Source organism: Mesorhizobium sp. M0676 (genome assembly GCF_040320535.1).
Taxonomy (GTDB): domain Bacteria; phylum Pseudomonadota; class Alphaproteobacteria; order Rhizobiales; family Rhizobiaceae; genus Mesorhizobium.
On record NZ_JAMYPU010000024.1, the window covers coordinates 72,507 to 87,133 of the forward strand.

Below are 14,627 nucleotides of genomic sequence, written 5' to 3' on the forward strand. Positions count from 1 at the left end.
TTCAATGCCGAAATTCGAAGCCACACGCCGCGTTGCCCACACGCCGGAGCAGATGTTTGCTCTGGTCGCCGATATCGAGACCTATCCGCAATTTCTGCCGCTTTGCGAGGCGCTGACGGTGCGCTCTCGCAAGGAGCGTGATGGCCGCACCATTCTCCTCGCCGATATGAGCATCGGCTACAAGGCGATCCGCGAGACCTTTACGACGCAGGTGCTGTTGAAGCCGGACGAGAACACAATCGACGTCAAATACATCGATGGGCCGTTCAAGTATCTAAGCAATATCTGGCGCTTCGAGCCGGCCGACGGCGGCGGCTGCAACGTTCGCTTCTTCATCGACTACGAGTTCAAGAGCCGTATCCTCGGCGTGTTGATGGGCACCATGTTCGATCGCGCCTTCCGCATGTTTTCCGAAGCGTTCGAAAAACGTGCGGACGTCATCTACGGAACGACGCCCATCTCATGAGTGTCGCCCAGCGCGCGCAGGCCGATCTCCAGCGCATGCTTGACGGTCTCACGGCGGATGAAGTCACGGCCATTGTCGGCAAACATATTGAGCTCGGCAGCCACCGGCCCACCTCTTAGGGCAACTCCGAACCAGACGAGGCCGACCGGTTTTTCCGGCGAGCCGCCGCTTGGGCCGGCAATGCCGGTGACGGCAAGCGCAAGCCCGGCGCGCGAGCGGGCCAGAGCGCCCTCCGCCATCTCCAGAACCGTTTCGCGCGAGACGGCGCCATGCGCCTCGAGTGTGGCGGGCGAGACGCCGAGCATCTCCATCTTTGCTTCATCGGAATAGGTGATGAGGCCGCGATCGACGACAGCGGACGAGCCGGCAATGTCGGTCAGTGCCGAGATGATCATGCCGCCGGTGCAGCTCTCGGCCGTCGCCAGCATGATGCCGCGTTGCTGGCAGACCTGGAGCAGGGCGTTGGCAAGATCGCTGTTGTTCATGCGGGAACCTCCCCGGGGAAGACGACACTGGCGGTGGCGATGGCGGCGATGCCTTCCTCGCGGCCGACAAAGCCGAGTTTTTCGTTGGTCGTCGCCTTGATGGAGATGCGATCGCTGGAAATGCCCAGCATCGCCGACAACGCGTTGGTCATCGCCTCGCGATGCGGGCCGACGCGCGGAGCCTCGCAGATCAGCGTGATGTCGGCATTGGCGATGCGGCCGCCGCGTTCGCGCACCAACCTGGCCGCATGCTCGACGAAGATCTTCGACGCCGCGCCCTTCCATTGCGGATCGGAAGGCGGGAAATGCGTGCCGATGTCGCCGGCGCCGCAAGTGGCGAGCAGCGCATCGGTCAGCGCGTGCAGGCCGACATCGGCATCCGAATGTCCCGAAAGCTTCTTGCCGTGCGGAATGGCGACGCCGCACAGAGTGACATGGTCGCCTGCCTCGAAGGCGTGCACGTCATAGCCATTGCCGGTGCGAATGTCTGGAAAACGCTCGCCAGTAAGCCGCTGATCCGCCATCGCAATATCCCTTGCCCAGGTCAGTTTGACGTTGTCCGGCGACCCCTGAACGATTTTCACCGGAATATGCGCCCATTCGGCGATCGCGGCATCGTCGGTGAAATCCGTCTTGCCGAGATGATGGGCCTTTTCGTGCGCGGCGAGCAACGGCCAGAACGGAAAGCCTTGCGGCGTCTGCGCGGCATGAAGGCCGGCCCTTGGCACCGTCTCCTCGATCATGCCGGTCGCCGACGCGCGCTTCAGCGTATCGGCGACGGGCAAAGCGGGCAGCGCGCCCTGCCGCTCGCCAATGGCGGCGATGGTACGGTCGATCAGGGCCGCGTCGACAAAGGGCCGCACCGCGTCATGGACAAGGACACGGCCGGGCGCACGGTCCCTCAGCGCCAGCAGGCCGAGCCGGACCGATGCCTGGCGCGACTCGCCACCGACCACGGCGGTAACCCGCTCGGCATACGCGCCGGCTGCCTTGTCGAAAAGCGCGCGGTCATCGGCATGGATGGCGACGACGACGGGGCCAATTTCGGGATGCGCCAGGAAAGTCTCCAGCGTGCGCGCGATGACGGCACGGCCACCAATGCGCTGATATTGCTTCGGCCCGTCGGCCTTTCCGGCACGCGCGCCGCGACCGGCGGCAACGATGACCAAGCCGACCTTGTCGGTCGTCGCTTCGGCCGGTTTTTCGCTTGCGTCTGTCATGCCGAGAGGCTTAGTCGCGGCTTATGGCGAAGGCCAGCATTTTCCCAAATGCGCCGCAATGTGACGTCATTGCGCGTTGCACAATGCCTTTCTTATGGCTAGAGAATGTGCAGCAATCCGATATGCTTGGTTTTTGTGCATGCCTGAAGTGACAAAATTGGCTTCGCCGCTCGACGTTGTCGGCGTGACGATCCGCAACCGCGTCTTCCTCGCGCCGATGTCGGGAATAACGGACGAGCCGTTCCGGCAGCGCGCCTACGCGCATGGCGCGGGCCTAGTCGTGTCGGAAATGGTGGCGAGCGGCGAGCTTGCCAAGGGCAGGGTCGGATGCGACCTGCGCATCCGTCATTCCGGGCTGCCCGTCCATATGGTTCAGCTTGCCGGCCGCGAGGCCGAGCACATGGCCGAGGGCGCGCGCATCGCTGCCGGCGAGGGCGCCGACATCATCGACATCAATATGGGCTGCCCGGCCAAGAAGGTGACCGGCGGCTATGCCGGCTCGGCGCTGATGCGCGATCTCGACCACGCGCTGTCGCTGATCGAAGCGGTGATCGGCGCGGTCCAGGTGCCGGTCACGGTCAAGATGCGGCTCGGCTGGGACGACAATGCGCTCAATGCACCCGTTTTGGCGCGCCGCGCCGAAGAGGCCGGTGTTAAAATGGTGACCGTGCATGGGCGCACGCGCTGCCAGTTTTATCAAGGCAAGGCCGATTGGGGCGCCATCGCCCGCATCAAGGACGCCGTCTCGATCCCGGTGGTCGCCAACGGCGATGTGGGCTCGCCCGCGGAGGCCGCCGAAATCCTTGAACAGTCGGGCGCCGACGCGGTGATGATCGGTCGTGCCCATTATGGCGCGCCATGGACGGCGGGCCGCATTGCGGCGAAGGCTGCGGGCGACGCGCTCTCCGGCGTGCCGGAAAGCCCGCAAGCCATGGCCGACTACATCGTTTCCCACTACGAGGACATGCTGACGCTTTACGGCGTCGAAAGCGGCTTGCGCCAGGCGCGCAAGCATCTCGGCTGGTATCTCGACCGCCACGCTGCTGGCGTTTCCGATGAGCGGCGGAAAGCCATCCTCACCTCTTTCGAACCCGCCCGCGTCATTGCCTTGCTGCATGAGGTGTTTTCCGGCGAAGCCACGCCCTTGCGGAGCGCCGCATGAACGCCACCGTCACACCGAGCTCCGACATGGCGGATGCCGCCAGTATAGTGCTGAACACCATCCGCCGTCCCGTCATCATGGTCGATCCGGACGGGTTCATCACCTACGCCAATGCCGATGCGGAAGACTTCTTCCGCTCAAGTGCCAACATGCTTGCCCGCAACACACTCTCCAAGCTGATCCCGTTCGGCAGCCCGCTGTTGCAGCTGGTCGACCAGGTGCGCGAGCGCCGTGCGCCGGTCAACGAATACCGTGTCGACGTGTCGTCGCCGCGTCTCGGCATCGAGAAGGTCGTTGATCTCTATGTCGCGCCGGTGCCGGAATTCCCAGGCTCGATCGTGGTGATGTTCCAGGAACGCTCGATGGCCGACAAGATCGACCGCCAGATGACACACAGGGGTGCCGCGCGTTCGGTCACCGGCCTTGCCGCCATGCTGGCACATGAGATCAAGAACCCGCTGTCCGGCATACGTGGCGCCGCACAGCTGCTCGAACTCTCGGCGTCCGACGAGGATCGCGCGCTGACCCGCCTCATCACCGACGAGACTGATCGCATAGTCTCCCTGGTCGACCGCATGGAAGTGTTTTCCGACGAGCGGCCGATTGACCGCTATCCTGTCAACATCCATGTCGTTCTGGACCATGTGAAGGCAATCGCGAAGAACGGTTTTGCCAAGAGAATCAGGATATTGGAGGACTATGATCCATCATTGCCTCCGGTTTTCGCCAACCGCGACCAACTGATCCAGGTGTTTCTCAACCTGGTCAAGAACGCCGCCGAGGCGATCGGCGGCGACCCGCAGGGCGAGATGGTGCTGTCGACCGCGTTCAGGCCGGGCATCCGCGTTTCCGTTCCCGGAACCCAGGACCGCGTGTCGCTACCGCTTGAATTCTGCGTGCGCGACAATGGGTCCGGCGTTTCGGAAGACATTCTGCCGATCCTGTTCGATCCGTTCATCACCACCAAGCCGAACGGCTCGGGGCTCGGCCTGGCGCTGGTGGCGAAAATCGTCGGCGAGCATGGCGGCATCATCGAATGCGATTCGACGCCGCGCGGCACCACCTTCCGAATCCTGATGCCGGCCTGGAAAGAAACACCCATCGACACTGCCGATGATGAAGGCGAAGGAGACCGCAAATGACGGTTCGCGGCAATATTCTCGTCGCCGACGACGATGCGGCCATCCGCACCGTGCTCAATCAGGCGCTGTCGCGCGTCGGCCATGAGGTGCGCGTGACCTCCAACGCCTCGACGCTGTGGCGCTGGGTGGCGGCGGGCGAGGGCGATCTGGTGATCACCGACGTTGTCATGCCGGACGAGAACGCCTTCGACATGCTGCCCCGCATCAAGAAGGCCCGGCCGGAGCTGCCGGTCATCGTGATGAGCGCGCAAAACACTTTCATGACGGCTATTCGTGCTTCCGAAACAGGTGCTTACGAGTATCTGCCGAAGCCGTTCGACCTGACCGAGCTGCTCAACATCGTCAATCGTGCGCTGTCAGAGCCGCGCCGACCGAAGATCGATACGCGACCGGAAGAACAGCCTGACGCCATGCCGCTGGTCGGCCGCTCGGCCGCCATGCAGGACATCTACCGCATGCTGGCGCGCATGATGCAGACCGATCTGACGGTGATGATCTCGGGCGAGTCCGGCACCGGCAAGGAATTGGTGGCGCGCGCGCTGCACGAATATGGCCGCCGCCGCGGCGGTCCGTTCGTCGCCATCAACATGGCGGCGATCCCGCGCGACCTTATCGAATCGGAACTGTTCGGCCATGAGAAGGGCGCCTTCACCGGCGCACAGAACCGCTCGACCGGCCGCTTCGAGCAGGCCGAGGGCGGCACGCTGTTCCTCGACGAGATCGGCGACATGCCGATGGAGGCGCAGACGCGGCTGCTGCGCGTGCTGCAGCAGGGCGAATACACCACTGTCGGCGGGCGCACGCCGATCAAGACCGATGTGCGCATCGTCGCCGCCACCAACAAGGATCTGCGCACGCTGATCAACCAGGGGCTTTTCCGCGAAGATCTGTTCTATCGCCTGAACGTCGTGCCGCTTCGGCTGCCGGGTTTGCGTGAGAGGTCGGAAGACATTCCCGATCTGGTGCGGCATTTCTTCAAGATCGGCGCCAGCGAAGGCTTGCAGACCAAGCGCATTTCGACCGGCGGCATCGAATTGATGAAGCGCTATCCATGGCCGGGAAACGTGCGCGAGCTGGAAAACCTGGTGCGCCGGCTTGCGGCGCTCTATTCGCAGGACGAAATATCAGCCGAAATCATCGAAGCCGAACTGAAGACAGGCGAAAGGCCGGTCGTTCCCGGCGGCGGCAATTTGATCCCGGACGATCTGTCCATCGGCCAGGCGGTGGAGCACTTCCTGCAGCGCTATTTCGCATCTTTCGCCGGTGATTTGCCGCCGGCAGGTCTCTATCAGCGCATCCTGTCCGAGGTCGAATATCCGCTGGTGCTCGCTTCCATGACGGCAACGCGCGGCAACCAGATCAAGGCGGCCGAATTGCTCGGCTTGAACCGCAACACGCTGCGCAAGAAGATTCGCGAGCTGGGCGTCAACGTCTACAAATCGTCGAGATCGTGAGCGCCTACCGCCCGATGTGACGTCAGGTCATCCCCTTTTCAGGGGATCGGTGGCCGAAAGATTTCCGTCACGGCCACACTTGTTGCATAATCGCCACAATGCGTTGCATACATCCGACGCAATCACTGGCTCTTAGACGGCGACATGGCTTCGCAAGCTCTGACATCAAACGAACCGCTTTTCAGCAGACCCGGCCAGAGGGATGGACGCCGGCTGCTTGCGTTGCCTGGCGTTGTGGCAATTGCCGGCGCGCTGGTTACGGCGGCAATCTCGTTTGCCATTCTTGTCGGCGCCACGCCGATCACGCCAGACGCAAACACAACGCTGACGCTGATTGCGGCCAATGCCTTATTTGTGCTGGCGCTGATCGCCCTGGTCGGCCGAGAGGTGCATCGCATCACCATGGCGCGCCGGCACGGCAAGGCGGCTTCGCGGCTGCATGTGCGCATCGTGACGATGTTTGCGCTGGTCGCGGCCATCCCCGCCATCATGGTGGCCATCATCGCCTCGATCACGCTCGATATCGGCCTCGACCGCTGGTTCGAAATCCGCACCAAGGCAATCGTCAACTCGTCGCTGTCGATCGCGGACGCCTATGTGCAGGAAAACGCTCGCAATCTTCAGGGCACGACGCTGTCGATGGCCTACGATCTCGATGCGTCGCGCACGCTTTACGGCCTCGATCGAACCGGCTTTCTCGACCTGATGAACAAGGAAGCCGTGGGCAGGAGCCTGGTGCATGCGGCGCTGGTCAGGGAAGACGGCTCCTTTGTCATGAGCGCGAAGACCGATGCGGATTTCTCTATGCCGCCACCGCCGGAGGGCGCGGTCAGCGCCGCGGCCGACGGGAAACCGGTGCTGATCGAGCCGAAGACGCGCAACATCATGGGCGCCATCATCAAGCTGCGGGAGATCGAAGGCCTCTACCTCTACACCAATCGCCTGGTCGACCCCGAAGTGATCAAGGCGAGGGCGATCGTCCAGTCCAACACCGCCGAATATCGCGGCCTGGAAGACAACAGGCGGACGTCGCAGGTGGCGTTCGCGCTGCCCTATCTGTCGCTGACGCTGATCATCATCCTGTCGGCCATCTGGACCGGCATAGCGGTGGCCGACCGTCTGGTGCGGCCCATCCGTCAGCTCATCGGCGCGGCTGACGAGGTTGCGACCGGCAATCTCGATGTCGCCGTTCCGGTACGGCCTTCCGACGGCGATGTCGCCTCGCTTGGCGATACGTTCAACAAGATGCTGCTGGAGCTTAAATCGCAGCGCAACGAGATCCTGTCGGCCAAGGATTTGATCGACGAACGGCGTCGTTTCTCGGAAGCGGTGCTGGCCGGCGTCACCGCCGGCGTCATCGGCGTCGATCCCTACGGCATCGTCTCCATCGTCAACAAATCGGCCGAAACGATGCTGGCCATATCGGCCACGGCGGCGCTGGGGCAGAACCTGTCCGCCGTGCTACCGCATGTCGGCCGTGTCTTCGAGATCGGCCGCAAATCCGGCAAGCCGGTCTATCGCGAGCAGGTCACCTTCTATCGCACCGGCGCCGAGCGTACCTTCAACGTGCAGATCACCATCGAGGCCGGCGACGACGGCGAGGAGGAGAAATCCTACGTCGTGACGGTCGACGACATCACCGATCTGGTCCAGGCACAGCGCTCGTCTGCCTGGGCGGATGTGGCGCGGCGTATCGCACATGAAATCAAGAACCCGCTGACGCCGATCCAGCTCTCGGCCGAGCGCATCAAGCGACGCTTCGGCAAGGTCATCACCGAGGACCGCGAGATTTTCGACCAGTGCACCGACACGATCATCCGGCAGGTCGAGGATATCGGCCGCATGGTCGACGAGTTCTCGGCTTTCGCCCGCATGCCTAAGCCCGAGATGAAAGCCATCGATCTGCGTGAATCGCTGCGCGAGGCGTCGTTCCTGGTCGAAGTCAGCCGCGCCGACATTGCTTTCGAACGCGTGTTCGGCAACGAACCGCTCAAGGGCACGTTCGATAGCCGATTGATGGCGCAGGCTTTCGGCAACGTCATCAAGAACGCGGCCGAGGCGATTGACGGGCCGGAACAAAAGGACGGTTCGCACGGCATAATCCGGATTCAAGCTGCCCGTCAGAATGGCGCGATCAGAATCGACGTCATCGACAATGGCAAAGGCTTGCCGCGCGAGAACCGCCAAAGGCTGCTCGAGCCCTACATGACGACGCGCGAGAAGGGCACCGGGCTCGGTCTCGCCATCGTCAAGAAGATCGTGGAGGACCATGGCGGGCGGCTCGAATTGCACGATGCGCCCGCGGATTTCCACGGTGGACGCGGCGCGATGATCTCGATCATCCTGCCGCCAGCTGCCGCAACCGCGCCGCCACGCGGTCAAGGCGAAACGGAACACGAACGAGAAACTGAAAAGGTCGGTAATGGCGTCTGATATTCTCATCGTCGATGACGAGGAAGACATCCGTGAACTCGTCGCGGGCATATTGAGCGACGAAGGGCATGAAACCCGCACGGCATTCGATGCCGACAGCGCGCTCGCGGCAATCGCCGACCGGGCGCCGCGGCTGATTTTCCTCGATATCTGGTTGCAGGGCTCGCGCCTCGACGGGCTGGCGCTGCTCGACGAGATCAAGACGATGCATCCGAGCCTGCCGGTGGTGATGATCTCCGGCCACGGCAATATCGAGACAGCGGTGTCGGCCATCCGCCGCGGCGCCTATGATTTCATCGAGAAGCCGTTCAAGGCCGACAGGCTGATCCTGATCGCCGAGCGGGCGCTCGAAACCTCGAAATTGCGGCGCGAGGTGTCCGACCTCAAGCAGCGCAGCGGCGAAACCTTCGACCTGATCGGCATGTCGTCGGCGATGAGCCAGCTGCGCCAGACCATCGAGCGCGTGGCGCCGACCAACAGCCGCGTCATGATCATCGGTCCGTCCGGCTCGGGCAAGGAGCTCGCCGCGCGCGCCATCCACACGCTGTCGACGCGCAAGGGCGCGCCCTTCGTGACGCTGAGCGCGGCCAACATCACGCCCGAGCGCATGGAGATCGAGCTGTTCGGTACCGAATCGAACGGCACCGAGCGCAAGGTCGGCGCGCTTGAAGAGGCGCACCGCGGCATTCTCTACATCGACGAAGTGGCCGACATGCCGCGCGAGACGCAGAACAAGATTTTGCGCGTGCTGGTCGAACAGCAGTTCGAGCGGGTCGGCGGCACCAAGCGGGTCAAGGTCGACGTCCGCATCATCTCCTCGACCTCGCAGAACCTGGAGGCGATGATCGCCGACGGCCGTTTTCGCGAAGACCTCTATCACCGCCTGGCGGTGGTTCCGGTCATGGTGCCGGGCCTGGCCGAGCGGCGAGAGGACATTCCCTATCTCGTCGACAATTTCATGAAGCAGATCGCTCGCCAGGCCGGCATCAAGCCGCGCCGCATCGGCGACGATGCGCTTGCCGTGCTGCAGGCGCACAACTGGCCGGGCAATGTCCGCCAGCTGCGCAACAATGTCGAACGGCTGATGATCCTGGCGCGTGGCGACGATATCGATGCGCCGATCACCGCCGACCTGTTGCCGTCGGAGATCGGCGATGTCATGCCGCGCACGCCGAACCAGTCCGACCAGCACATCATGGCGCTGCCGCTGCGCGAGGCGCGCGAACAGTTCGAGAAGGACTATCTGATCGCCCAGATCAACCGTTTCGGCGGCAACATCTCGAAGACGGCGGAATTCATTGGCATGGAGCGCTCGGCGCTGCACCGGAAACTGAAGTCGCTGGGGGTCTGATCCCCATTATTGTTGGTCCAGCGGGCCGTGGCCCGTGCAATTGCCGGTTACGGCAGCGGCGGAATCGCCTAGAAATAGCGAGACTGTTCTGAGGGATAACCCATGCCGCGCATTGCCTATGTGAACGGGCGCTATGTCGCCCATGCCGACGCTGCCGTGCATATCGAGGATCGCGGCTATCAGTTCGCCGACGGCGTCTACGAGGTCTGCGAGGTGGCGCAGGGCTTTGTCGTCGACATGCCGCGCCATCTTGCCCGGCTGAACCGCTCGCTTAGCGAATTGTCGATCAACTGGCCGGTCACCAAGGGCGTGCTGCCGTTTCTTCTGCGCGAAATCGTCCGGCGCAACCACGTCGTCAACGGCCTGGTCTATGTCCAGGTTACGCGCGGTGTTGCCAGCCGCGACTTCGTTTTCCCGGCCGATACACCGTCATCGCTGGTGATTACGGCCAGAAAGGCCGACCCGGCGGCCGCCGCCAAGCGAGCCGAGGCGGGCATCAACGTCATCACCGTGCCGGAAAACCGTTGGGACCGGGTCGACATCAAGAGCACCGGCCTGCTGCCCAACGTGCTGGCCAAGCAGAAAGCCAAGGAGGCCGGCGCCCAGGAAGCCTGGTTCGTCGACACCGATGGCAACGTCAAGGAGGGCGGCTCGTCCAACGCCTGGATCGTTACAAGGGACGGCGTTCTGGTCACCCGGCCGGCGGAGCATGGCATCCTGCGCGGCATCACCCGCACGACCATGTTCGAAGTGGCGGCAAAGCTCGGGTTGACGATCGAGGAGCGCGGTTTTTCAGTCACTGAAGCCAAGGCTGCGCGAGAAGCTTTCATCAGTTCGGCAACGACAATCGCCATGCCGGTCGTGGCAATCGACGGTGCCGCGGTCGCCAATGGGCACCCCGGTTCGATAACACTTTCATTGCGGCAAGCCTTTTTTGACGTTGCGGAAAAAAGTCCAGCCTGATAACCGCACAGACGGACTGCACATCAATATATCTCGTTCTGCTTGTCGCTACTGACGGCAAGGGGGTGTTTGCAAGCTTGACATGTGCCCGCTAATTTGGCGCATTAGCCTGCAAACCGAAGGGGATCGGCGAAAGACAAGAACAATGGCGGAACGATCGCAAAACCTTCAGGACCTGTTCCTGAATTCTGTTCGCAAGAGCAAAAATCCACTCACCATCTTTCTCATCAACGGCGTCAAGCTGACCGGCGTGGTCACTTCCTTCGACAATTTTTGTGTTCTGCTGCGCCGTGACGGCCACTCCCAGCTCGTCTACAAGCATGCCATTTCCACGATCATGCCGAGCCAGCCGGTTCAGATGTTCGATGGCGAGGAAAGCCAGGGCGCCTGATTGGCACGTGAAAAAGACGCGGACCGCGGCGTCCGCGGGAAACCAGCACATAATTCCGGGACGGAAGCCACAGGTCCGACCCGGGCGGTTGTCATTGTGCCGGTGCTTACCCGGCATCAGCGCAACGATGACGAAACGAACCGTCCACGGCTGACGCGTTCGGCGGATGCGCGCCACGACGAAGCGGTCGGCCTTGCCCGCGCCATCAACCTGGATCTGATCCACACGGCGGTGGTCACCGTCAACGATCCACGCCCGGCAACCTTGCTCGGCAGCGGCAAGGTCGCGGAATTCGCCGAGATCGTCAAAGAGGGTCACGCGGAGGTGGTCATCGTCGACCATCCGCTCACGCCGGTGCAGCAGCGCAATCTCGAAAAAGAAATGAATGCCAAGGTGCTCGACCGCACCGGATTGATCCTGGAGATTTTTGGCGAGCGCGCGCGGACCAAGGAGGGCACGCTGCAGGTCGAACTTGCCCATCTCAACTACCAGAAGGGCCGCCTGGTGCGGAGCTGGACCCACCTTGAACGCCAGCGCGGCGGCGCCGGCTTCCTCGGCGGCCCCGGCGAAACCCAGATCGAGTCGGACCGGCGGCAGCTGCAGGAAAAAATCATCAAGCTCAAGCATGAGCTGGAAACGGTGCGCCGCACCCGCGACCTGCACCGCGCCAAGCGCAAGAAGGTGCCGTTCCCGGTGGTGGCGATCGTCGGCTACACCAATGCCGGAAAGTCGACGCTGTTCAACCGGCTGACCGGGGCCGACGTGCTGGCCGAAGACATGCTGTTTGCAACGCTCGACCCGACGCTGCGCCGCGTGCGCCTGCCGCACGGCACGCCGATCATCCTGTCGGACACAGTCGGCTTCATTTCGGACCTGCCGACGCATCTGGTCGCCGCCTTCCGGGCCACACTGGAAGAGGTCGTCGAGGCCGATCTGGTCATCCACCTGCGCGATATTTCGGATCCGGATACCGCAGCGCAAGCCGAGGACGTCGAGCGCATTCTCGCCGATCTCGGCGTCGATGCCGGCGATGCCAAGCGCGTCGTCGAAGTGTGGAACAAGGTCGACCTTCTCGACGACGGCAACCGGGAGCGCCTGCTCGCCGACGGCACTGACGCCAACAAGGCGCCGCCGATCGCCATCTCGGCCGTCACCGGCGAAGGCATCGATGCGCTGAAGGCGCTGATCGAGACCAGGATGTCGGGCGAACTGGAGGAATTGACGGTGACGATCGAACCGGCGCAGTTCGGCCTTGTCGACTGGCTCTACCGCAATGGCGACGTCGTTTCGCGGGTAGACAATGAGGATGGCAGCGCGACCATCTCGCTCAAGGCCACGCACAGCGCGCGGCATGAGATCGAAAGCCGATTGCACCGCAAAAACAGGCAGTAAGCCTGATTATTTCGCGCTCTTGGCCTGCTGCCAGAGCACTTCCATCTCGTCCAGCGTGGCTTTTTCGAGCGTGCTTCCCGATGCATCGATCGCGCGCTCGACATAGTGGAAGCGCGAGCGGAACTTTTCGTTGGTGCCGCTAAGCGCCGCTTCCGAATCGAGCTTGAGGTGACGCCCCAGATTGACGACGGCAAACAGCATGTCGCCGAATTCGTCCTTGATCTCAGCCGTTTCGCCCTTGGCCAGTGCCTCGCGCAGCTCGCCGATCTCTTCCTCGATCTTGTCGAGGATGGGTGCTGCCTCGCTCCAGTCGAAACCGACACGTGCTGCCTTTTCCTGCAGCTTCAGCGCACGAGTCAAAGCGGGCAGGGCGACGGGCACGCTGTCCAGGAAACCCTTGCCATTGTCCTCGGGGTCGAGGCCGCGGGCGAGGCGCGCACTTCGCTTTTCGGCTTTTTCCTCAGCCTTGATCTTTTCCCACATGCCCTTTGCCATGCCGGCGCTGCGCGCCTTCTCGTCGCCGAAGACATGCGGATGGCGCCGGATCATCTTGGTGGTGATGGCCTCGACCACATCACCGAAGGCAAAATCGCCGGCTTCCTCAGCCATCTGCGCGTGGTAGACGACCTGCAGCAGGAGATCGCCTAATTCGTCGCGCAGATCGTCGAGATCGCCGCGCGCAATGGCGTCCGCCACCTCGTAGGCTTCCTCGATCGTATAGGGTGCGATGGTCGAGAAATCCTGCTCGATGTCCCAGGGACAGCCGGTCTTCGGCGCCCTGAGCGCCGCCATGATCTCGATCAGCCGGGAAATGTCGCGCGAAGGTTTCATGCGGCGAATGCTATCCCGCTGCCTGTCGTGCGGCCAACGCTGTCAGCTGGCGGCCTGACCTTGTCCACAGCTCAGCCGTATCAGCCGAGTACCGACACAACCGCCTTGGCGAGGTCATCCATGCCGTCCTCGGGCAGGCCGGCAACGTTGATGCGGCTGTCGCCGACCATGTAGATGCCATACTCGGCACGCAGCCGCTCGACTTGCGCCTCGGTCAGGCCAAGCCTGGAAAACATGCCGCGATGGCTGGCGATGAAGTCGAAGCGGTCGGAGTTGGACTGCCGGCGCAGCGCGTCGGCGAACTGGACGCGCATCCTCAGCATGCGCAGCCGCATCTCCTCCAGCTCCGCCTCCCAGTCGGCGCGAAGGCCATCATCTTCCAGCACCATGCGCACGGCGGCGGCGCCATGGTCCGGCGGCATCGAATACATGGCGCGCGCCGCCGCCAGCATCTGGCTCATCGCCACATCGGCTTGCGCACCATCCTTCGCCAGGATCATCGCCGCGCCGACGCGGTCGCGGTAGACGGCAAAGTTCTTCGAGCAGCTCGAGGCAACGACCATTTCAGGCACCTTGCCCGCGAGAAGGCGCAAGCCGGCCGCATCGGCGTCCAGGCCTTCGCCAAAGCCCTGATAGGCAATGTCGACAAAGGGCAACAGCCCGCGCTCGACGACAAGATCGGTGACGCTGGCCCATTGCGCGATATCGAGATTGGCGCCGGTCGGGTTATGGCAGCAGCCATGCAGCAGCACGATATCGCCGGGCTCGGCTGCGCCAAGCGTTGCCAGCATCTCGTCGAAGCGCACCGCGCCGGAAACGGCATCGAAATAGGGATAATCGCGCACCGTGAGGCCGGCCCCGCGCATCACCGGCGGGTGGTTCGGCCATGTCGGGTCCGACAGCCAGACGGTTGCGTCGGGGCGGGTCCGCTTCAACAGCTCCGCCACCAGCCGCAGCGCGCCGGAACCGCCGGGCGCTTGCGCGGCGCGGATGCGCGTCATGTCGGCAGCGGGGCCGAAGGCCAGCTTGACCATCGCCGTGTTGAAGCCGGTGTCCCCGGCAAGGCCGAGATAGGTCTTGGTGTCCTGGTCCTGCAGCAACCGCTTCTCGGCCTCGCGCAGGGCGCGCATGACCGGCGTCCTGCCGTCGCGGTCCTTGTAGACGCCGACGCCGAGATCGATCTTGCCGGGGCGCGGATCGGCGCGATAGAGGCCGATCAAGGCGATGATCTTGTCAGCCGGGGCAGGTTGCAGGGTCTCGAACATCAATACGGCTCCAATGGCGGCGGAGTAATACGCAAAGCGGCCGCGTTTCGCCAGTGCTTCCACTTGCGCCGG

The 14,627-nt window shown here is 63.3% G+C and carries 13 protein-coding genes; 9 read left to right on the forward strand and 4 right to left on the reverse strand.

What is annotated here, in order from left to right; translation table 11 throughout:
- The first annotated feature begins 4 nt into the window (after nt 1-4).
- Nucleotides 5-466 carry a type II toxin-antitoxin system RatA family toxin gene (locus tag NKI35_RS23680; RefSeq protein WP_023710532.1) on the forward strand — a complete coding sequence of 154 codons (462 nt, stop codon included), beginning with the start codon at nt 5-7 and terminating at the stop codon, nt 464-466.
- On the opposite strand, the gene NKI35_RS23685 is transcribed toward NKI35_RS23680, so the two are convergent.
- Nucleotides 442-951, reverse strand: a complete 510-nt coding sequence (locus NKI35_RS23685) for a CinA family protein (RefSeq protein WP_352534931.1) — start codon at nt 949-951, stop codon at nt 442-444. The two genes, NKI35_RS23680 and NKI35_RS23685, sit on opposite strands and share 25 nt — an antisense overlap.
- The gene (locus NKI35_RS23690) at nt 948-2,171 is read right to left on the reverse strand and encodes a bifunctional 2-C-methyl-D-erythritol 4-phosphate cytidylyltransferase/2-C-methyl-D-erythritol 2,4-cyclodiphosphate synthase (RefSeq protein ID WP_352741594.1); all 1,224 of its coding nucleotides are present in this window, start codon (nt 2,169-2,171) and stop codon (nt 948-950) included. Before NKI35_RS23690 ends, NKI35_RS23685 begins: the two co-directional genes overlap by 4 nt.
- Nucleotides 2,172-2,310: 139 nt before the next feature.
- Here NKI35_RS23690 and dusB point away from each other — a divergent pair, with 139 nt between their 5' ends.
- The 8 genes from dusB to hflX all read left to right on the forward strand — a co-directional run bounded on the left by dusB (nt 2,311) and on the right by hflX (nt 12,459).
- Nucleotides 2,311-3,333: a tRNA dihydrouridine synthase DusB gene (gene dusB, locus NKI35_RS23695; protein ID WP_352741595.1), complete on the forward strand. Its 1,023-nt coding sequence runs from the start codon at nt 2,311-2,313 to the stop codon at nt 3,331-3,333.
- Complete coding sequence (locus NKI35_RS23700; protein ID WP_352741596.1) at nt 3,330-4,475, forward strand: two-component system sensor histidine kinase NtrB; 1,146 nt, start codon at nt 3,330-3,332, stop codon at nt 4,473-4,475. Before dusB ends, NKI35_RS23700 begins: the two co-directional genes overlap by 4 nt.
- Nucleotides 4,472-5,929 (forward strand): nitrogen regulation protein NR(I), encoded by a 1,458-nt coding sequence (gene ntrC / locus NKI35_RS23705; RefSeq protein WP_023691281.1) that lies wholly within the window; start codon nt 4,472-4,474, stop codon nt 5,927-5,929. The genes NKI35_RS23700 and ntrC overlap by 4 nt, the downstream gene beginning before the upstream one ends.
- Before the next feature lie 144 nt (nt 5,930-6,073).
- Entirely contained in the window at nt 6,074-8,362 is a 2,289-nt protein-coding gene (locus NKI35_RS23710; RefSeq protein ID WP_352741597.1) for a sensor histidine kinase NtrY-like, read from the forward strand.
- Entirely contained in the window at nt 8,352-9,713 is a 1,362-nt protein-coding gene (gene ntrX, locus NKI35_RS23715) for a nitrogen assimilation response regulator NtrX (protein ID WP_023668929.1), read from the forward strand. The genes NKI35_RS23710 and ntrX overlap by 11 nt, the downstream gene beginning before the upstream one ends.
- Before the next feature lie 102 nt (nt 9,714-9,815).
- Nucleotides 9,816-10,676 carry a D-amino-acid transaminase gene (locus NKI35_RS23720; protein WP_352741598.1) on the forward strand — a complete coding sequence of 287 codons (861 nt, stop codon included), beginning with the start codon at nt 9,816-9,818 and terminating at the stop codon, nt 10,674-10,676.
- Between the two features lie 145 nt (nt 10,677-10,821).
- Nucleotides 10,822-11,067 carry an RNA chaperone Hfq gene (gene hfq, locus NKI35_RS23725; RefSeq protein WP_006202172.1) on the forward strand — a complete coding sequence of 82 codons (246 nt, stop codon included), beginning with the start codon at nt 10,822-10,824 and terminating at the stop codon, nt 11,065-11,067.
- Complete coding sequence (gene hflX / locus NKI35_RS23730; protein ID WP_352741599.1) at nt 11,068-12,459, forward strand: GTPase HflX; 1,392 nt, start codon at nt 11,068-11,070, stop codon at nt 12,457-12,459.
- 6 nt (nt 12,460-12,465) lie between these two features.
- Here hflX and mazG read toward each other — a convergent pair whose 3' ends face one another.
- Together mazG and NKI35_RS23740 are read right to left on the reverse strand one after the other, a co-directional pair.
- Nucleotides 12,466-13,290 carry a nucleoside triphosphate pyrophosphohydrolase gene (gene mazG / locus NKI35_RS23735; protein ID WP_352741600.1) on the reverse strand — a complete coding sequence of 275 codons (825 nt, stop codon included), beginning with the start codon at nt 13,288-13,290 and terminating at the stop codon, nt 12,466-12,468.
- 80 nt (nt 13,291-13,370) lie between these two features.
- Complete coding sequence (locus tag NKI35_RS23740; protein WP_352741601.1) at nt 13,371-14,555, reverse strand: amino acid aminotransferase; 1,185 nt, start codon at nt 14,553-14,555, stop codon at nt 13,371-13,373.
- Nucleotides 14,556-14,627: the final 72 nt, after the last annotated feature.